This window comes from Rhodovastum atsumiense (assembly GCF_937425535.1).
GTDB lineage: Bacteria > Pseudomonadota > Alphaproteobacteria > Acetobacterales > Acetobacteraceae > Rhodovastum > Rhodovastum atsumiense.
Window position 1 is genome coordinate 4099299 of sequence record NZ_OW485601.1, and the last position, 19741, is coordinate 4119039.

Here is a 19741-nt window from a genome sequence, read left to right on the forward strand (position 1 = left end):
GGCTAGCGGTGGGTGGTCTCGAGGCTGGCTTCGATGCGGTTGGCCAGTTGCCGGCCGGCGACGGGTTTGCGCACCAGGGTGAAGGCGTCTTCGGCGGCCAGGGCGGCACGTTCGCCGACATAGCCGGTCAGCAGGAAGCAGGGCAGGTTCGGCCGCAGGTGGCGGGCTTTCTGGATGGTTTCGACGCCGCTCATGCCGGGCATGGACAGGTCGCTGACCAGGGCGTCCACGGCTTCCCCGGCTTCCAGGGCCGCCACGGCCTCGGCGCCGCCGGAGACGGTGAGGGTGGCGAAGCCGGCGTCTTCCAGTTGGGCGGCGAGGGTTTCGCGCACCAGTTCGTCGTCGTCGACCAGCAGGATGCGGGCGGGGGTGGCGCCGGGCTGGGCGGGGCGGTTGTCCTCGCCGTGGTGGGGGGCGGTTTCCTCGCGGGCCTGGCGCAGCCACAGGCTGACGGTGGTGCCGATGCCCGGGGTGCTGCTGATCGCCAGTGCGCCGCCGGAGCGCTGGGCGAAATCCTTGACCATGGGCAGGCCGAGCCCGGTGCCCTGGCCGGGGGGTTTGGTGGTGAAGAAGGGTTCGGTGACGCGGGCGAGGGTCTCGGCGTCCATGCCGGCGCCGGTGTCGATCACGTCGATGCGCACGTAGTCGCCGGGGGGCAGGGTGGCGGGGGCGTCGCTGTCGGCGCGGGTGGCGCGGAAGGTCAGGGTGCCGCCGCGGGGCATGGCGTCGCGGGCGTTGGTGCCGAGATTGACCAGGGCGGTTTCCAACTGGCCGCGGTCGGAGAGCACCGGCGGCGTGCCGGGCGCGGCCTCGGTGCGCACGGTGATCAGCGTGCCCAGGGTATGGGCCAGCACCTCGCGCACGCCGTCGAGCAGGTCGGCGGTCGGGATGGTTTCGGTGCGCAGTTCGCCGCGGCGGGCGAAGGAGAGCAGGCGCTGCGTGATCGAGGCGCCGCGGGAGGCGGCGTTGATGGCGGTGCGGGCGAGCTGGCGGGCCTTTTCCGGGTCGTCGGGGCGGCGCTCGATCAGCATGGCGGCGCCGGAGACGGTCTGCAGCACGTTGTTGAAGTCGTGGGCGATGCCGCTGGCGAGCTGGCCGAGCGCCTGCACCTTCTGCGCCTGCGCGAGCTGGCCGGAGAGGTCGCGCTGCTCGGTGATGTCGCGGCCCTCGGCGATCACCCAGATGATCGCACCGGAGGCGGCGTCGCGCACCGGCTTGAGCGAGTAGTCCACCCACAGGGTGCGCCCGTCGGCGCCGCGGCTTTCCATCACGCGCTGAACCACCGCGCCCTGTGCCGCCTCGGCGACCTCGCGCTGCAACTGGGCGCGTTCGGTGTCGGGCCACCAGCCGGTTTCCCAGAACGGGCGGCCGATGGTCTCGGCGCGGCCGAGCCCGCCGGCTTCCAGCGCGGTGCGGTTGACTTCCAGCAGCGTGCCTTCCGGGGCGAGCAGGGCGATGAACTGGAACTGCGAATCGAAGATGGCGCGGAAGCGGGCCTCGGCCGCGGCCAGGGCGGCGGTGCGTTCGGCGACGCGGCGTTCCAGTTCCTCCCCGCGGGCGGCAAGCGCCTCGCGGGCGGTGACGATCTCGGTGATGTCCTGCTGGGCGCTGATGACCCGGTCCGGCTTCCCGTCCGGGCCGGGGAACACCTCGACGCGGCTGGCCACCCAGCGCAGTTCCCCGTCGGGGCGGCGGATACGGAACTCGGTGCGCCGGGTGCGGCCCTGGATGTAGACGGTGGAAATGTCTGCCTGGAGCTTGTCGCGGTCCTCGGGGTGGGTCAGGTCGAGGAATTCCTGCAGGGTGATGTGGGTTTGGCCGGGCGGCAGCCCATACAGTTGCGTGTATTCGGGCGAGATCAGCGCCTTGTCGTCGGTGATGGCGCGATCGGTGAAGGCGATGCCGCCGACCTGCTGCACCAGGCGCAGCCGGGCCTCGCTGTCGCGCAGCGCGGCCTCGGCCTGCTTGCGGGCGGTGGCGTCGCGGATGATGCCGGTCAGGCAGCGCTTGCCGTTGGTGCCGAAGGAGCTGACCGCGAGATCGATCGGGAAGTCCGAGCCGTCGCGGCGTCGCCCGTACAGCTCACGATCGGGGGGCTCGATGACGCGTGGCTGGGAACCGGCGATGTGGGCGGCGATGTAGTCACGGTGCCGCGCCGCCTCGGCGGAGGGCATCAGCACGCCGAGATCGCGGCCGACCAGGTCCTCGGCGTGGTCGTAGCCGAACATGCGCAGCGTGGCGCGGTTGACCGAGAGGATGCGGCCCTTGGCATTGGCGACGACGATGCCTTCGGCGGCGGTGTCGAGCACCGAGCGCAGCTCCGCCTGGCTTTCGCGCAGCGCCACCTCGGTGCGGTGCAGGGAGGTGATGTCGGTGAGGCTTTCCAGCACCAGGGGCGGGCCGCCGGTGGCGTCGCGCTGCAGCACCTTGCGGGCGGCGACGATCACCTCGCGGCCGTCGCGGGTGCGGTGATGCAGGTCGCCGCTCCATTCGCCCTCGCGCTGCAGGATGGCCTCGACCTCGGCCAGCGGCACCGGGAAGACCGTCTGCAGCAGGTCGTGCGAGCGGCGCCCCACCGCCTCCGCCGTGGTCCAGCCATAGAGGCGGTGGCAGCCTTCCGACCAGACGCGGATGGTGCCGTCGAACTCGCGCACCATGATGCCGGCGAGGTCCATCAGCTCCAGCAGGCGCTGGCGCTCGGCGGCGGTGGCGGCGTCACGGCGGGCGCGGGAGGAGACGCGCAGCAGCCGTAGCAGGGTGGCGCCGCCGAGCCCGAGCCCGGCCAGGGCCAGCAGGGCGGCGCCGGCCAGTTGCTGGCGCCGCCGCGCTTCCGCCTGGCGCAGTTCGGTGCGGCGGGATTGCAGCAATTGCTGCTCGGTGGCGACCATCTCGGCGATGGCCTGCCGCAGGTGGTCGGTCAGGCGCTGGCCGCTGTCCTCGCGCATCAGGGCGAGGGCGGCGTCGGGATTGCCGTCGCGGGCGAGGGTGAGGCTGCGGGCGATCAGACCGAACTGCGCCTGCAGCAGTTCCGGCAGGGCGTGCAGCCGTTCCGCCTGGCCCGGATTATCGGCCATCAGCGCCTGCGCCTGGGCCAGCCTGCGCCAGCCCGAGGCCACCGCCGTGGCGTAGGACCGCAGATAGGCGGGGTCCCGGGTCAGCAGGAAGCCGCGCTGGGCGGCCTCGGCGGTTTCCACGCTGTCCAGGGTCAGGTGCAGCGCGTCAATGGTTTCGTGGGTGTGCTCGACCCAGGCGAGCACCGGGCGATCCTGGGGCGCGGCCAGCCACATCAACCCGAGCATCGTGGTGCCGGCCACGACCAGCACCGCCAGCGCGGCGGCCACGGCGATGGCGCCGGGGCGCCTGGCGGGCCGGGATGGCACGGCGTCGGCACCGGTCCGGAGCAGGGGGGGGATGCTGCTCCGGGCCGATGCGGGCGGGTGATCCACGAGGGGCGGGCGGTTGCTCACGATGTCCTGCGTGCTGGAAAATGCTTGCGGGAATGCAAGTTGATCAGGCGTAGAATTGAGTTTCTGCGCCGCCAATAGCAAATGAAAAATCAACGCATGCGCTGGTAAATGGGGATATATTTACGATTAGCGGTATGTTTGATGGTAGATCACGAACGATGTGCAAAAAGTATATTTTTAATGAGTGATCAATAATGGGGTTGATTGCTTGAGTTAACCAAAAGCCAGATCTTAATATTATTAAGATATTTATCTGCGGCCGAGTTCAACTTCAGGTCGGGTTGGCGCGGTGCCATCCGCCAGGACGGCCCGACCGCCGCGTGGCGCGCGGCGAGGGCGGATGGCGTGGTGGCGGCCCACCTGGCGCCACGCTGTCGCCCGGCCAGTCTGGCACAAATGCGCGACTGTCATCATGACAGGCAATGTTTCTCGCAAAAAAAGACATTGGTATTCTACATTCGGGGAGCGTGGCGCCGCGCCGCGGGCCAACAGGCAGAATTGACAGGATTCTGCGCCCTGGATAACGGCCATGGAACGCAATATTCACGATGGCCGTCATTTGGCACCGTCTCGCCTGTCTAAATTTAAAACGAGTCTTTTCAAAGCATTAACGTTAATTTTCGTTGTGAGCATGACTGCACTCGGTTAGTATCGATGCGGCATAGAAATATTTGCCCCGGACAGGAGTCGTCATGAATGTCAGAGTGCCGCATCTGATCGCATCGCCGCCCGCCGTCCGGAGCGGGGATGTGCCCGGTCAGGGAAAAAGGCGATCATGTCGGCCGCAAGCCACCGGGGTGGCGGGCAGGGTGATCGGGTGAGTGCGGGGGCTGTTCGGCGGCAGTTCAGACTGCCGGCGCCGGTGCCTTGGGGGGCTGGGATTCGCCGGGAAGCGCGAATGGCACAAGGGCGGGTGCGCGGATCAGGTCGGGGCGCAAAGCCAGCACGTTCTGCGCAATTGCCGAATCAACCGCCGACTGAGATTCCCCCAGATACAGAAAATCCAAGGTTAACCGAAACTTTTGCGCAATCCTTGTCGCCATCGGCGTAGGCAGGGGGCGGGTGCCACTTTCGATCTTCGACCACGCTGACTGGCCGATCCCCACCAGGCTTCCGGCCTGGGCCTGAGTCAGCCCCAACAGTTCCCGCACCAGCGCCACCCGCTCGCCGGTGCGGCGCATCATCTCTGCGGTACTGTCGGATGTCGGTTTGCGACCCATGATGGGAGAAATGTGCCCCAATAGTTGTCATATCGCTAATGCCGTTTGGGACTTGCAAAAATATGCCATTTAGGCATATCGTGCGGCATGCCATTTCCCTCGACCCCTTCCGCGTCCAGTGGCTGCAGACGGCCCCGGCACGCCCCGGCCGGGAGTTTCCGGCCGGGGGCTGACGCCAGGGCAGGCTCAGCGCGGCGCGAGCGGTGCGGCCCGGCGAGGTGTCGTCCCCGCATGGCGCAACTGGTGCTGCCGGGCGGCCCGCTGGCTGCGGACGCTTTCCGGCAGGGCGCGCAGGCGCTGCAGCAGCGCGGGATGGCGGTCGGTGCCGGCCATGCTGCCGGTCGGTGTCGTCGTCCTGGAAGGCATTGTCCACCTCCTCTGCGTGCAATGACAACGCGCGGGCAGGGAAAAAGACGCACCGATGTCGGAAAACACCGGCCCGGACAGAGCCACAGACCCGGCGCAGCCGCCGGAACCGGAGGATGCCATGAGCGAAGACGCCATCAGCGATGATGGGGGGCCGGCACGGCTGCCGCCACCGCCGTTGACGCCCTGCCAGTGCAACCTGCGCGGCTACGAGTTCATGCCGCTCTACGGCGAGCGCCTGTTCAGCAGCGATTTCGAGGCGAAGGCGACCGACGCCGAATTCCGCGCCGCGGTGAACCTGTGGTGGCGGGCCTGGACGCAGGTCCCGGCCGCGAGCCTGCCCAATGACGAGGTGGTGCTGTGCAAGCTGGCCGGGCTCGGCCGCGACATGGCGAGCTGGCGCAAGGTGCGCGAGATGGCGCTGCACGGCTTCGAACTTTGTGCCGATGGCCGGCTGTACCACAAGGCGCTCGCCCCGCTGGCGGTGAATTCCTACGCGTGGCGGGCGCGGGTCGAGCACAAGCGCGAAGGGGACCGCAACCGCCAGAAGCAGGCGCGCGCACGTCGGGCCGGACGGATGGCGGACATAGCGCCGGACACAGCGCCGGATGGGGGCGACCTTGCCCGTGACGTCACGGCGAGGTCCGCCATGACGTCGCCGCAGGATAGGACAGGGACAGAGACAGAGACAGGGACAGGAACGGAGAAAACCGCCTCAGGGCTTCGCCCTGGCGCGCCGGGCGAGCCGGACGCGCGGGTGGCTCCCCTTTCGGGAGGGGATGCCGCGACGCAGGACGGCCCGGCAGAGACGGCGCGGCAGCGGAAGATGCGCTCCGCCCTGTTCCGCGAGGGGCTGCCGCTGCTGCGGGCCCTGACCGGGCGCAGCGAAAGCCAGTGCCGCCGGCTGCTCGGGGCCCTGCTGCGGCTCACCCTCGACGATTGCGCGCGGTTGCAGGCGCTGTTGCACGAGGTCGAGGCGCTGCGGCCGGCCGATCCGGCGACCTGGCTGTTCGCCGCGGCGCGACGCCAGGGCCGCGGGGGGATGACAGCGGTGCCGGCGGCGCGGGCGGATGGCTTCGCCCTGCTGCAGCGGCTGAAGGCGCGGCTCGCCGAGGCGACGGATCCGGCCGACCCGGCCGGGCCGGTGCCCGGCCTGGCCGCGCCGGGACCGCTCGCGTGAGCCCGGTGCCCCCATCCGCCCGGGCGCCATCCGCCGCGGGGCGCGCCGTCGCGGTAACGGCGACGGCCTCGCTGGCCTTGCCCCCTCTCTCCGCGGCGCTGGCCGCGGCGATGGAGCTGGCCCGGCCGCGCAGCTATCCCGGCCGCGACCCGGACGAGGCGCCGGTGATGCTGCCGCCCCATCCGGTCCCGGCCGCCGCGCGCGCCGAGGCGGCGGCGGCGCTGGCGCGGATGCAGGCGGTGCCGCGCATCGGCCACGCGCAGATGCAGCGCTGGCTGGCGACGTTGCTGGCGGCGGGGCTGGGCGGCGCGCCGACCACCGAGGCGGCGATCGCCGACAATGCCCTCGGCATGGTGCTGGTCTGCGGCCACTTGCCGGAGACGGTGCTGGGCGAGGCGGCGCTGCGCCACGGCCTGCGGGAATGGGACTGGTGGCCGGTGCCGGCGCGGGTGCTGAAGGTGCTGGAGGCGGTTGGCGCCGGCTGGCTGGCGCGCGAGCAGGCGCTGCAGGCGGTGCTCGCCGCGCCGGTCGCGGCGGAGGCGGAGCGGCCGGCGGCGGAGGACGGCCAGGACCGCCCCCCGCCCGGCGCCGCCGAGCGCGCGGCGGTGCGGGCCTGCGTCGCCGCCTGGTGTGCCGAGGTGGCGGCGCGCGCGGCGGACCCGGCGAAGACGACACGACAGAGACAGCAAACACGGCAGGAGACGGCATGATGATCCAGGGCCAGCACAGGCAGGCGGGACGGGACGGCACGGCAGAGGCGCAGATGGCCGCGGCGCTGCGGCGCCATGGTGCGCATGAGGGACCGCTCGATGCGGAGTATGTCGTGCACCGGCTGGAACATGCCGGGCGCACCCTGCTCGCCTTGCCCGATACCGGGCCGCGGCTGGGCTACCGGCTGCGCGCCTTCGAGATCATCCGCCCGATGGTGGAAGCCTGGGGGGCCGATCGCCGCATGCGCCCGCCGCTGCCGCATCCGCATGACGTGACGCTGATGGACGAGGCGTTCTGCTGGCTCGCCTGCATCCCGCAGGACCGCTACGTGCTGCGGCGGATCGTCGGCGCGCGCGCGCTGGTTTCGCCGCTGACCGACCGGCATCTCTATAGCTGGAGCCGGCTCGGCACCGTGCTCGGGGCCGACAGCCGCGCGATCAGGCGCTGGCATGCCACCGGCGTCGATATGATCGTGGGCGGGCTGGCGCTGGCGCAGCGGCTGGCGGGGTGAGACAGGGAGGAAGGAAAGGCCAGGGCTCCGCCCTGGACCTGCCAAGGGCCACAAGGCCCTTGGATCCCATTCTCGCTGCGCGGCACAGAGTATCGGGTTCCAAGGGCGAAGCCCTTGGTGGAGGTCCAGGAGGCGAAGCCTCCTGGTCGGGTGCGGGGCAACGCCCCGCCACGATGCCGGGCAAGGCGAAGGTTTCTTCTACGACCTATTGGCTATGGCAAGGAACCTTTCTCGCAACTATCCTGGTGATATGTACGCCGGCGGCCTGAACGCCGGCCGCCTGTCCGTCACCAAGAAGCGTATCTGCGGGAGACTCCAGGAAATGAAATCCAGCATCGTTGCCCCGAGGGGCGGCGTGGCAGGCGGCATGTGCCTGCCGGGCAGCCAGGATGAGGGGCAGGCCAGGGACGCAGTCCGGAAGCGGCCTGAACGCAAGGGCAAGGTTGGATTGGCCAGGCCAAAATCAACCGCCGTGATTCTCAGCCTGCTGGGGGCCTTCGCCTGGGGCGAACCGGCCGCCGCCGGCCCCGTCACCTGGGAAGACATCGTCAACGACGACAAGAGCACCGGCAACGTCCTGAGCTACGGCCTCGGCCTGAAGGCGCAGCGCTTCAGCCCGCTCGACAAGATCAATGTCGGGAATGTCGAGGGCCTTGTCCCGGCCTGGAGCTTTTCCTTCGGCGGCGAAAAGCAGCGCGGCCAGGAAGGCCAGGCCCTGGTGCATGACGGGGTGATCTACGTCACCGCGTCCTATTCGCGCATCTTCGCCGTCGATGCGCGCACCGGCAAGCGGCTGTGGGAATACGACTACCGCCTGCCCGACGACATCCGGCCCTGTTGCGACGTCGTCAATCGCGGTCCGGCGATCTATGGCGACAAGGTCTTCTTCGGCACGCTCGACGCCGCCATCGTCGCCCTGAACAAGGATACCGGCAAGGTCGTCTGGAGGAAGAAATTCGCCGATCACGCGATCGGCTACACCATGACCGGCGCCCCCTTCATCGTGAAGGACCAGAAGACCGGCCGCGTCCTGCTGATCCACGGCTCCTCGGGCGACGAGTTCGGCGTGGTGGGCTGGCTGTTCGCCCGCGACCCCGACACCGGCGAGGAAGTCTGGGCCCGCCCCATGGTCGAAGGCCATGTCGGACGCCTGCACGGCAAGGAATCCACCCCGACCGGCGATCCGGCGGCGCCGTCCTGGCCGCGCGACAAGGACGGCAACCTGGTCGAGGCCTGGCATCATGGCGGCGGCGCCCCCTGGCAGACGGCCAGCTTCGACATCGACACCAACACCGTGGTGATCGGCGCCGGCAACCCCGCGCCCTGGAACACCTGGAAGCGCACGAAGGAAGGCGACGACCCGAAGAACTGGGACAGCCTGTTCACCTCGGGGCAGGCCTATGTCGATGCCTCCACCGGCGAGCTGAAGGGGTTCTTCCAGCATACGCCAAACGATGGCTGGGATTTTTCCGGCAACAACTCGATCATCCTGTTCGATTACAAGGATGCGACCGGCAAGACGGTGAAGGCGTCGGCCCATGCCGACCGCAACGGCTTCTTCTTCGTCACCGATCGGGAAAAGCTGGCGAGCGGGGCGGGCTATCCGAACAAGCCCACGGCGCTGATCGGGGCATGGCCCTTCGTCGATGGCATCACCTGGGCTTCCGGCTTCGACCTCAAGACCGGCCGGCCGATCGAAAAGGACAACCGCCCGCCGCTGCCGCGGGAAGGCGCGCAGAAGGGCGACAGCATCTTCGTCTCGCCGCCATTCCTGGGCGGCACGAACTGGAACCCGATGTCCTACAGCCCGCAGACCGGGCTGTTCTACATCCCCGGCAATCACTGGGCCATGGACTACTGGACGGAGCACCTGACCTACAAGGCCGGCGCTGCCTATCTCGGCCAGGGCTTCCGCATCAAGCGCCTGTATGACGATCACGTGGGCATCCTGCGCGCCATCGACCCGGTGACCGGCAAGATCGCCTGGGAACACAAGGAACAGTTCCCGTTCTGGGCGGGAACGCTGACCACCGGTGGCGGCCTGCTGTTCAGCGGCACCTCGGACGGCTTCGTCAAGGCGTTCGACGCCAAAACGGGCAAGGAACTGTGGAAGTTCCAGACCGGCTCGGGCGTGGTGTCGATTCCCATCACCTGGGAAATGGACGGCGAGCAGTACCTGGGCATCCAGTCCGGCTATGGCGGCGCCGTGCCGCTCTGGGGCGGCGACATGGCCGAACTGACGCGGCAGGTGACGCAGGGCGGCTCGATGTGGGTGTTCAAGCTGCCCCGCACCAAGCTGGCCAACACCGACAAGCCATAGCACGCCGGACGGCCGGGCGCGGGGGAACGTTTCCCCCGCGCCCGATGCCCCCGCGAGACGCCTGCATCCCGTGAGGACAGCATGTCCCTGCGCCTGTTTCGCTGCCTGCCGTTGTTGCTGGGTGTGCTGTGCACGGCACCGGCCCATGCCGAGGATCCGGACGAGCCTGCCCTCGTCATCAACGGCTGTGGCCTGTGGCCGCACGCCCAATGCCAGGGGGCCGATCTGCGCCACGCCAACCTCGCGGGGAAGAACCTCGCTGGCGCCGACTTCACCGGCGCGCTGATGGCGCGGGTCGATCTGCGCGGTGCCAATGTCGCCGGCGCCACCTTCGACGATGCCGACATGACCGCCGCGCGGCTGAACAAGGTCACGGCCTCGACCGCGACCTTCCGCAACGCGAAACTGGTCGGGGCCGACCTGGAATTCGCCCGGCTGTTCCGTGCCGACCTGTCCGGGGCGGACCTGACCGCCGCCAACCTGGAAGACGTGCGGGCCAATTTCGCCTGGTTCGCCGGCGCGAAGCTGACCGGTGCCAATCTGCAGGAAGCCAAGTTCTACACGGTCAATTTCCAGAACGCCGATTTGAGCGGCACCTTTCGCCGCTTCACCATCTTCCCGGATTCCTTCTTCGAAGGCTGCACGGGCTGCCCGGTGGAGGAATGGAAATGAGGAAAGGTCCCTGGCTTCCCCTGGCGCTCTGGGCGCTGTGCGTACCGGCGGTGGCGCAGGAGGTTGCCGTGCGCCCCCAGGTCGATGCCAGTGCGCTGGCACCGCTCGGGGCGGAGTGGCGTGGCGTCAACCCGTATCGGGGGCAGGCGGAGGCGATCGAGATCGGACGGATCACCTATGCCCAGACCTGCGCGCGCTGCCACGGCCCGGAGGCGAACGCCACCGGCTATCCCGCCCCCGATCTGCGCCGCGTGGATCTCGCATGCAGGCGCATCGTTGATCCGGCCATCAAGGCGAAGTGCATCGCCGACAACGATGTCTTTTTCTCCAAAAGCGCCCGCAAGGGAAAAATCATCGTCGGCGTCGTCCACATGCCCGCGTGGGAGCCCGTCCTGGGCCAGGAACTGATCTGGGCCATCCGGTCCTATGTCGAGACACGGCCGCTCACGCCCCTGAAGCCGCTCGCCACCAGATAGAACCGCCGTCCGTGCACGAGGGAGGCAGAAGATGAAGTTGACATCAAGATCCTGCGCCATCCTGGCCATCGCCCTGGGGCTTGCGGTGGCCGGGCGGGCGGCGGCCGAAACGGTCGAGGAAGCGGCGGGGAAGCAGGTGTTCCACCGGTGCCTGGCCTGCCATTCGGTCGAGCCGGGAAAGCTGGGGTTCGGGCCGAACCTGCATGGCATCGTCGGACGCCCCGCCGCATCGCTGCCGACCTTCGTCTATTCCGACGCGCTGAAGCAGTCCGGGCTGGTCTGGACCGAGGACAATTTGCGGCACTGGATCGCGGGCAACACGACCTTCGTTCCGGGCACCCGCATGCGCCACGTGGCCATCACCGACAGGGCGGAGCAGGACTATTTGCTGGCCTATCTCAAGGCACAGTCCGACATCATGGGGCCGGCCCAGGCGCAAATCCTGCTGGACCGGGCCGCCGCGTTCCTGGAACGCGAGGGGCCGGTGCGCGCCTTCGCCGCCTTCAACGACCCGAAGGGCGGTTTCGTCGCCCGCGAGCTCTATGTCTTCGTCTTCGACATGAACGGGCGCTACCTGGCCTCGGGCGCCAACCCGGCCCTGACCGGCACCGACGCGCTGTCGCTGCGCGACGCGGAGGGCAAGGAACTGGTCCGGGACATGATCAACCTGTCGCGCGCGGCCGGTGGCGGCGAAGTCGATTACGTCTGGCTGAACCGGGTCTCCAACCGGGTCGAGCAGAAGCGCTCCTTCGTCCGCCGCGTCGGCGATTACATCGTCGGCGTCGGCTATTACCTGGACTGATCGTCAGCGTCCTTGGGGAAATGATAAAATGAGAGCGTTCAACGCGATCCTCGGCTGTGCCGCCCTGTTGCTGATTGGCTCGACCGCTCCCGTGCTGGCGCATGGGGACATGGCCCCCCAGGCCGTGGACACCGGCGACCTGCCGAAACTCGGCGAGGCCTGGCTGGAGGAAAACCCCTATCGCGGCAACGGCAAGGCCATCGAGATCGGCGCCTCGGCCTTCGCCCAGAACTGCGCGCGCTGCCACGGCCTGGGCGCGGTGTCGGGCGGCATTGCGCCGGATCTCCGCTTCCTGCCGTCGGGATCGGAAGGCGACGCATGGTTCATGACCCGCATCCGCGGCGGCTCGGTGCGCGAGGGCCGGGTGTACATGCCCCGCTTCGAGGGCATCCTGAGCCAGGAAGCCATGTGGAGCATCAGGGCATGGCTGGAAACCGTGCATCAGGAATGATCGCGGCAACCATGTCCCAGATGCGTCACGTCCTGTCTTGCCGGTGGCCGGTCGCCGCCTTTGTCATCGCGCTGCTCGCCTGCGTCACCGCCCTGGCGCCGGCGCGGGCGGCGAGCCCCGAAGGCGGGGATTCGGTCTATCGCCTGATGCGGTACAACGATGATTTCACCGCGCTCAAGGATCCGGCGAAGCGGTCGGATTTCTGGGATCCGATCAAGTACATTCCGCTCGGCGCCCCCTTCGACAGCGGCTACCTGAGCTTCGGCGGCGAACTGCGCGAGCGGTTCGAATCCTACCAGAATCCGAACTTCGGCATCCGTGCCCCCGGCCACAACGCCTATCTGCTGCATCGCCTGCTGCTGCATGCCGACCTGCACGCCGACGAGCATTTGCGCTTCTTCCTGCAGTTCGGCCAGTTCCAGCGCATCGGCGAGCGCGGCCTGCCCTCGACCACCGACATCGACCGGCTGGACCTCACGCAGGGCTTCGTGGATTTCACGCCGCCGACGCCGTGGGGTGACGGTCCGACCCTCCGCGCCGGGCGGGCGGAGATGGCGTATGGCTTCCAGCGCCTGGTCGCCGTGCGCGAGGGCCCGAACGTGCGCCGCGCCTTCGACGGAGTCCGGGCGATCCAGAGCATCGGCGGCGCCACCATCAACCTGTTCGCGGTGCGGCCGGTCGCCGATTATGCCGGCGTGTTCGACGACCGCACCAACATGAAGCAGGCGCTGTGGGGCAGCTACGTGACCGTGCCGGTCTGGGGGCCGTTGTCGGCCGATCTCTACTGGTTCGGCTACGAGAACCTGAGCGCCACCTATCGCGGGCGCACCGGCCACGAACGGCGCAACAGCTTCGGCACGCGCCTGTTCGGCAAGGCCGCCGGATGGGACTGGAACGCCGAGGCCGTGCTGCAGAGCGGCACCTTCGCCAACCAGTCGATCAGCGCCTGGATGGTGTCGGGGATCGCCGGCTACACCTTCCGCTCCCTGCCATGGCAACCACGGCTCGGCCTGGAAGGCACGGCGGCCAGCGGCGATGACCGCAGCAGTGCCACGATCGGCACGTTCAACCCGATGTATCCCCGCCTGCCGTACTTCGCCGAGACCTCCCTGCTGGTGCCGGCCAACGTGTACGACATCCGGCCGGTGGTCAGCTTCACGCCGTTGCGCGATGTCACGGTGGTGCTGGGGTGGGACATGCTGTGGCGCATGTCCACGACCGACGGGCTGTACGGCAGCGGCATGACGATGTATCCCGGCACCAACCGCGTGACGGCCTCGCGCGTGGGCACCGAGGTCTCGTTCGACATCCGCTGGCGTCCGACGCAGCATCTGACGCTGGGCGCCATCGCGGCCGAGTTCCGCGCCGGCCCCGCCATCACCGCTGCCGGCGGGAAGAACGTCGACTTCTTCGCGCTGTTCGCCACGTATAAAATCTGAGGCGTGGCCGGCGGGGTCAGCGTTCGCGCCAGCTCTCCCAGCGCTCGCTGCCCCAGGGCAGCCCGCGCATGCGGCCGCAGACCTCGCATCGCGTCACGATGCAATAGCGGTCGAGGTCCGGCCGGTCCTTGAGCGAGAGCAGCCGCGCCGAGCGCGACCAGCCGATCCAACAGTGCAGGTGGTGCCAGAGCGACGGGGCCGCCGTGGCGGAAAGCTCATTGCCGGACATCGGTCCTGTTCCAGGAGGTTTGCGAAAAGAGGAGGGCGGAACCGGCCGCGCCGCCGGGAGTTTGTCTGAGGACTCGCCTGCAAGCACATGACCCGGTTGCAAAGTCGTCCCTGACCGGTGGCGGCTTCGTGGAGGTTCCGATGCTCAGGACCAGCCTGCTCGCGGCCGTTCTCATTTTCCTGGTGGCCGGCTTCGCCGGGGCGAACGCGGGCCGGGCCCGGCATCACGCGGATCATCATCACGCGGATCATCAGACGCACGAACATCGCGGCGCGGCAATCGGCCATGGCGCGCAAAGGGGCGCGGCCTCGGTGGTGTCGCCGCGCCTCAACGGCCGGCGGACGGCTTCGGGACGACGGTTCCATCCGGGTGAGAATGTCGCAGCCAGCAAAACTCTGCCATTGGGAAGCAAGGCCCGGGTGACGAATCTGCACACCGGCCGCAGTGCGACGGTCGAGGTGGTGGATCGCGGGCCCTATGTGCGCGGGCGCATCATCGACCTGAGCCCGGCGGCGGCCAGCGAACTGGGCATGGATCCGCGCGGCACCACCAATGTCTCGGTCGAGCCCATCCAGCCGCCGCAGTGACCACGCCTGCGACCAAGGTCTCATTTTCACGCCATGTCATAATACTGATGATCGCCCCCGGCAGTCATTGCCACCCAAGGCAACAGAACCGGAGGAATTCCAGGATGTCGCAGCGCAGCTTCTACATCCCCGCCGTCAACCTGATGGGCGCGGGCTGCATCGAGACCGCGATCGAGACGATGGTGACCTACGGCCTGAGGAAAGCGCTGGTGGTCACCGATGGCGTGCTCTCGCGCATGGGGCTGGGCAAGCGCATTGTCGGCGCGCTGCACGAGAAGAACATCGTCGGCATCGTCTATGACGGGGTGCAGCCCAACCCGACGGAAGCCAATGTCGAAGCCGGGCTGGCCATGCTGCGCGCCAATGATTGCGACTTCGTGATCTCGCTCGGCGGCGGCTCGCCGCATGACTGCGCCAAGGCGATCGCGCTCTGCGCCGCCAATGGCGGGCACATCGCCGATTACGAGGGCGTGGACCGGTCGGTGAAGCCGCAATTGCCGCTGATCGCCATCAACACCACCGCCGGCACCGCCAGCGAGATGACCCGCTTCTGCATCATCACCGACGAAAAGCGCCACGTGAAGATGGCGATCGTCGACCGGCACGTGACGCCGCTGCTGTCCGTCAACGACCCGACGCTGATGCTCGACAAGCCGCCCGCGCTGACCGCCGCCACCGGCATGGACGCGCTGACGCATGCGGTGGAAGCCTATGTGTCGGTGGCGGCGACGCCGATCACCGATGCCTGCGCGCTGAAGGCGGTGACGCTGGTCGCGCGCAACCTGCGCCAGGCGGTGGCCGAGGGCCACGACCTGTGCGCCCGCGAGCAGATGGCCTATGCGCAGTTCCTCGCCGGTATGGCCTTCAACAATGCCTCGCTTGGCTACGTGCACGCGATGGCGCACCAGCTCGGCGGCTTCTACGACCTGCCGCACGGCGTCTGCAACGCGGTGCTGCTGCCGCATGTGCAGGCGTTCAATGCCCATGTCGCCGCCGAGCGGCTGCGCGACGTGGCGCAGGCGATGGGCGTGGACGTGACCGGGCTGGATGCGCGGGACGGCGCCGCCGCCTGCATCCGCGCCATCCGCGAGCTTGCCGCCGATGTCGGCATCCCCGCCGGGCTGCGCCAGCTTGGCGTGAAGGAGGCCGACATCCCGACGCTCGCCGCCAATGCGCTCAAGGATGCCTGCGGCCTGACCAATCCCCGCTCGGCCAGCCAGCCGGAGATCGAGGCCATCTTCCACGCCGCGCTGTAGGGCCGGCCGGCCGGTATCGGGCGCCCGGGCAGATCAGGCGGCCTGGCGGGCGCCGCCGATCTGCGCGAGCATGCGGTCGATCCGCGCCAGTGCCTCCGGATCCTGGCGGAACACCAGGGCGAGCGTCCGGCCGTCGCCGCGCACCACGCGCGCGCCGATCGGCCCGCCCGCGCCGGGGAAGCTGACGGTGACGTTGGTGCCGGCCGGGAACTGCCAGTCGCAGTGCAGGGCGACGCCGCCACGCGAGAGGTCGAAGACCGGCGCCGAGGCGGTGCGTCCCTCCGCCGACAGCGTGGCCGTGGCGCCGCCGCCGGGAATGCGCTCGTAGCGGCGGCGGTTCCCCGTCTCGTCGCGCACCGCGCTCAGGAACTGGTCGACCTCGGTGCGCAGCCGGTCGGCTTCCGTGCCGATCCCTCGCGCGGCGTCGAGCACCTGCAGGCTCATGGTGCCGGCCTCTCCCGACATATCAACGACCTTCTGCATCGCCGTGGAGGCATGGCTGCCCTCGGCCGAGACAAGCTGCAGGTTGCCGGCGATCTCTCGCGTGGTGGCGCTCTGCTGTTCCACCGCGGCGGCGATATGCCCGGAGATCTCGTTGAGTCGGCCGATGATCTGGGCGATGTCCGCCATCGCCGTCACCGAGTTGCCGGCGGCGCCGCTGACGGCCTCGATCTGGCCACCGATCTCGGCCGTGGCGCGCGAGGTCTGTTCCGCGAGCTTCTTCACCTCGTTCGCCACCACGGCGAAGCCGCGACCCGCGTCCCCGGCGCGCGCCGCCTCGATCGTCGCGTTCAGCGCCAGCAGGTTGGTCTGCCCGGCGATGTTGTTGATCAACTGGACCACGTCGCCGATCCGGCCGGTGGCCTCGGACAGCCCGCGCATCGTCGCCTGGCTGGCATCCGCCCGCTTCACCGCCTCCTGCGCCACCTGCGAGGCGCTGGTGACCTGGCGCGAGATCTCGGCGACGCTGCTGGTCAGTTCCTCGATCGCGGCGGCCACGGAGGTCAGTTGCTGCGCGGTGCGGCTGGCCCCTTCGGCGGTGCCGCTGGCCTCGGTGTTCACGTTGCGGCTGGACTCGGTCATCTTCTCGGCGGCCACGCGCATGCTATCGCCCGAGCGTGACAGCGCCGCCATCACGCCGGACACCGAGGTGCCGAAATCCTGGGTGTGGCGGTCCATCGCCGACTGCCGGCGTTCCTTGGTGCCGCGTTCCGCTTCCTGGGCGGCGACCAGTTCGGCGGTGCGGATCATGCTTTCCTTGAAGACCTGCACGGCGCGCGCCATCTCGCCCACCTCGTCGCGCTGGTCGGCGGCGGGAATGCGGGTGGTGAGATCCTTCCCCGCGAGCGCCTTCATGGCCTCGGTCAGGCCCGTGATCGGCCGGGTGATGCCGTGCGCTACGAATATCGCCAGCACGATGCCGATGACGACGGCGGCGCAGCCGATCGCCAGGGCCTGGGTGATGGCGGATTGGAGCGTGGCGTCGGCCTCGTTCGAGACCGCCGCCGCCGCGGCGTGGTATTTTTCCGAGAGCGGCTCGGACATGTCGGTGATTGTCTGTCCGATCCTGTTGGTCGCCTGGATGCTCGCCTGGCCGGCTGGCGTTTCCAGCATCTCGTTCCGCCCGCCGAGCTGGCGCAGCGGGGTCAGCGTGCCGAGGTAGCTGGTGACTTCCGCATTGAGCGCCTGCACTGCGGCGCGGCGCGCCGGATCGTGGGTGGATCCCTGCAGCCTGGTGTAGCTGTCCTGCGCCTTCCTGATGCTCGTCCCGACCTCGGTCCAGGCGGCCGGATCATTGGTGGCCAGGGCCTTCCAGACCGCCAGCCGGCCTTGCAGCATCAGGATCTCCGCTGCCTGGTTCTGGATCACCTGCCCGTTGAAGCGTTCCACTTCATCGACCAGGAGGCGGCTGCGCGAGGAGGAATGGGTGGCCAGGGCGCTCAGGCCCGCGACGATGGCGATCAGGATTCCGAAGCCGATCATCAGCCGTGAGGCAATCTTCATGTTAGCGAAAATTGACGACATCTCGTGTTCCGGCGCCGATCCTGGCGATTGAATTGCGGAAGGCTCGGAGTGATTTATACGATTGGCAAGTTGAATTCCACAATATTTCGCTTTTTACTGAAAATTATCAATCGCAATCAAATCCGGCTCAGCCAGATGCTCTGTCATGAAACCTGTGGCCGACAGGGTGGCATAGCCCTTCGCTTCCCGCATGCTTAACGAAGTTGCAATGTTGCGGGTGTGACATCGCAAGCATGCGGGGCGATTATTTTGCGATCGCCCCGGGATCAGTTGCAATTCATTAATCATGTGAGGCCGGTGTTGAATCCCTGGGATGGTGTCCTGATGATGACCTCGCGGCTTGCCAATCTGAAGATCGCCTCCCGGCTGATGATCGGGTTCGGTCTCCTTGTTGTGTTTCTCCTCGGCATCAGCGGTGGATGGACGTATTCCGCCGATGCCAGCCTGCAGGCCCTGCGGGATGTCATCCGGCTCAAGAACAACGAGGTCGTCAACGAACGCGCCCAGGCGGCGCTGCTGCAAGGGCGCCTGGCAATCTGGGCGGCCATGGTCAACCGTGACCAGTCGGCCTTCACGAAGGCCGACGATGCCTTCACCAAGGCCCGTGGCCAGCTCGCGGAGCTGGCGGCAAGCACGACCGAGCCGTCCCGGCTGGCCATGGTCCGGGAACTGGACACGCAGGTGGGCGCCTATGCCGGCAAGGTCATCGAACTGCGACAATTGCTCGGGCAGACCGCCGATCTCGCCAGCAGCGAGCACAGGGCGCTCAACGCCGCGATGATCGCGCTCGGCGACAGGATCAGGACCCTCAGCGAACCGCTGTCACACGCATATTTCGAAACCGCGACGCAGTTGACCTCGCAATCGACCGAGAACCTCCAGCTTGTCATCCGGCTGGCGATGGGGCTCGGGCTGGTGTCCGTGCTGAGCGGGGTGGTGCTGGCGGTCGGCACCGCGCGCAGCATCGTCGTGCCGGTCGCCGCCCTGACGCGGACGATGCGCGCGCTGGCCGACCGGGATCTGTCGGTGGCGATCCCCTCTCTGGAACAGCACGACGAGGTCGGCGAAATGGCGCGCGCCGTGCAGGTGTTCAAGGAGGGCATGGTCACGGCCGATCGCCTCTCCGCCGAGCGCGAGGCCGCCCGGGCCGCCCGCGAGCAACGCACCGCCCAGGTCGAGGCGCTGGTGCAGGATTTCGAGCGGCAGGCGGCGGAACTGGTGAATCACCTCTCCAGCTCCGCCACCGAGATGACCGCGACCGCCGGGCAGATGACGCAGACGGCGCAGCAGACCAGCAGCCAGGCGGGCGTCGTCGCCGGCGCCGCCAACGAGGCGTCGGCCAGCGTGCAGACCGTCGCCTCGGCCACCGAGCAACTCGCCGCCTCGATCGGCAGCATCACCCGTCAGGTCGAGCAATCCGCCACGATCGCGCATCAGGCTGTGGAAGAGGCGCGGCGCAGCGATGCGACGGTGCGGGCGCTGTCGGAGGCGGCGCAGAAGATCGGCGACGTGGTCGGGCTGATCACCACGATCGCCGGACAGACCAACCTGCTGGCGCTGAACGCCACCATCGAGGCGGCACGCGCCGGGGACGCCGGCAAGGGCTTCGCGGTGGTCGCCACCGAGGTCAAGAGCCTGGCGACCGAGACGGCGAAAGCCACCGGCGAGATCGGCGCACAGATCACCCGCATCCAGGCGGCGACGCAGGACGCGGTGGCCACGATCGGCGGCATCGTGCGCACGATCGGGCAGGTCAACGACATCACCGGTGCGATCGCGGCGGCGGTGAAGGAACAAGGCTCCGCCACCGCCGAGATCGCCCGCAGTGTCCAGCAGGTGGCCCAGGGCACCGACGAGGTGACCCACAACATCACCGGCGTCAGCTCCGCCGCGGCGGAAACCGGGGTGGCGTCGCAACAGGTGCTGAACGTGGCTGGCACACTTTCGAAGAACGCCGAGCGGCTGGCCGGGCAGGTGAACAGCTTCATCACCGGCGTGCGCGCGGCCTGAGCCGATGGCGGGGCGTTGC

General features: G+C 68.7%; 17 protein-coding genes. 12 read left to right on the forward strand and 5 right to left on the reverse strand.

Annotated elements, in window-relative coordinates; all coding sequences use genetic code 11:
* Positions 1-2 precede the first annotated feature (2 nt).
* The 3 genes from NBY65_RS18635 to NBY65_RS18645 all read right to left on the reverse strand — a co-directional run bounded on the left by NBY65_RS18635 (position 3) and on the right by NBY65_RS18645 (position 5053).
* Entirely contained in the window at positions 3-3380 is a 3378-nt protein-coding gene (locus tag NBY65_RS18635; protein WP_150045768.1) for a PAS domain S-box protein, read from the reverse strand.
* Positions 3381-4312: 932 nt separating this feature from the next.
* Positions 4313-4651 (reverse strand): helix-turn-helix transcriptional regulator, encoded by a 339-nt coding sequence (locus NBY65_RS18640; RefSeq protein ID WP_162530928.1) that lies wholly within the window; start codon positions 4649-4651, stop codon positions 4313-4315.
* A 222-nt stretch (positions 4652-4873) separates the two neighbouring features.
* Complete coding sequence (locus NBY65_RS18645) at positions 4874-5053, reverse strand: hypothetical protein (RefSeq protein WP_150045766.1); 180 nt, start codon at positions 5051-5053, stop codon at positions 4874-4876.
* Positions 5054-5174: 121 nt separating this feature from the next.
* Between NBY65_RS18645 and NBY65_RS18650 the strand changes: the two genes are divergently transcribed.
* The 9 genes from NBY65_RS18650 (at position 5175) to NBY65_RS18690 (ending at position 13615) form a co-directional block, all read left to right on the forward strand.
* Positions 5175-6233 carry a DUF1376 domain-containing protein gene (locus NBY65_RS18650; protein WP_162530927.1) on the forward strand — a complete coding sequence of 353 codons (1059 nt, stop codon included), beginning with the start codon at positions 5175-5177 and terminating at the stop codon, positions 6231-6233.
* Complete coding sequence (locus NBY65_RS18655) at positions 6230-6943, forward strand: hypothetical protein (protein WP_150045764.1); 714 nt, start codon at positions 6230-6232, stop codon at positions 6941-6943. Before NBY65_RS18650 ends, NBY65_RS18655 begins: the two co-directional genes overlap by 4 nt.
* Positions 6940-7455: a hypothetical protein gene (locus NBY65_RS18660; protein ID WP_150045763.1), complete on the forward strand. Its 516-nt coding sequence runs from the start codon at positions 6940-6942 to the stop codon at positions 7453-7455. Before NBY65_RS18655 ends, NBY65_RS18660 begins: the two co-directional genes overlap by 4 nt.
* 322 nt (positions 7456-7777) lie before the next feature.
* Positions 7778-9775, forward strand: a complete 1998-nt coding sequence (locus NBY65_RS18665; protein ID WP_348539796.1) for a methanol/ethanol family PQQ-dependent dehydrogenase — start codon at positions 7778-7780, stop codon at positions 9773-9775.
* 81 nt (positions 9776-9856) lie between these two features.
* Positions 9857-10447 carry a pentapeptide repeat-containing protein gene (locus NBY65_RS18670; RefSeq protein WP_150045560.1) on the forward strand — a complete coding sequence of 197 codons (591 nt, stop codon included), beginning with the start codon at positions 9857-9859 and terminating at the stop codon, positions 10445-10447.
* The gene (locus NBY65_RS18675) at positions 10444-10923 is read left to right on the forward strand and encodes a c-type cytochrome (protein ID WP_150045559.1); all 480 of its coding nucleotides are present in this window, start codon (positions 10444-10446) and stop codon (positions 10921-10923) included. The genes NBY65_RS18670 and NBY65_RS18675 overlap by 4 nt, the downstream gene beginning before the upstream one ends.
* Before the next feature lie 31 nt (positions 10924-10954).
* The gene (locus tag NBY65_RS18680) at positions 10955-11725 is read left to right on the forward strand and encodes a cache domain-containing protein (protein ID WP_150045558.1); all 771 of its coding nucleotides are present in this window, start codon (positions 10955-10957) and stop codon (positions 11723-11725) included.
* Positions 11726-11753: 28 nt separating this feature from the next.
* The gene (gene pedF, locus NBY65_RS18685; protein ID WP_150045557.1) at positions 11754-12176 is read left to right on the forward strand and encodes a cytochrome c-550 PedF; all 423 of its coding nucleotides are present in this window, start codon (positions 11754-11756) and stop codon (positions 12174-12176) included.
* Positions 12177-12187: 11 nt separating this feature from the next.
* Positions 12188-13615: an alginate export family protein gene (locus NBY65_RS18690; RefSeq protein WP_162530899.1), complete on the forward strand. Its 1428-nt coding sequence runs from the start codon at positions 12188-12190 to the stop codon at positions 13613-13615.
* Positions 13616-13631: 16 nt separating this feature from the next.
* Here NBY65_RS18690 and NBY65_RS18695 read toward each other — a convergent pair whose 3' ends face one another.
* Positions 13632-13844 (reverse strand): hypothetical protein, encoded by a 213-nt coding sequence (locus NBY65_RS18695; RefSeq protein ID WP_150045555.1) that lies wholly within the window; start codon positions 13842-13844, stop codon positions 13632-13634.
* 140 nt (positions 13845-13984) lie between these two features.
* Between NBY65_RS18695 and NBY65_RS18700 the strand changes: the two genes are divergently transcribed.
* Positions 13985-14431, forward strand: a complete 447-nt coding sequence (locus NBY65_RS18700; protein WP_150045554.1) for a septal ring lytic transglycosylase RlpA family protein — start codon at positions 13985-13987, stop codon at positions 14429-14431.
* A 104-nt stretch (positions 14432-14535) separates the two neighbouring features.
* Positions 14536-15687 carry an L-threonine dehydrogenase gene (gene yiaY, locus NBY65_RS18705; RefSeq protein WP_150045553.1) on the forward strand — a complete coding sequence of 384 codons (1152 nt, stop codon included), beginning with the start codon at positions 14536-14538 and terminating at the stop codon, positions 15685-15687.
* A gap of 33 nt (positions 15688-15720) precedes the next feature.
* On the opposite strand, the gene NBY65_RS18710 is transcribed toward yiaY, so the two are convergent.
* Positions 15721-17712 carry a methyl-accepting chemotaxis protein gene (locus NBY65_RS18710; protein WP_150045552.1) on the reverse strand — a complete coding sequence of 664 codons (1992 nt, stop codon included), beginning with the start codon at positions 17710-17712 and terminating at the stop codon, positions 15721-15723.
* Positions 17713-18036: 324 nt separating this feature from the next.
* Between NBY65_RS18710 and NBY65_RS18715 the strand changes: the two genes are divergently transcribed.
* The gene (locus tag NBY65_RS18715; protein WP_150045551.1) at positions 18037-19722 is read left to right on the forward strand and encodes a methyl-accepting chemotaxis protein; all 1686 of its coding nucleotides are present in this window, start codon (positions 18037-18039) and stop codon (positions 19720-19722) included.
* The last annotated feature ends 19 nt before the right edge of the window (positions 19723-19741 follow it).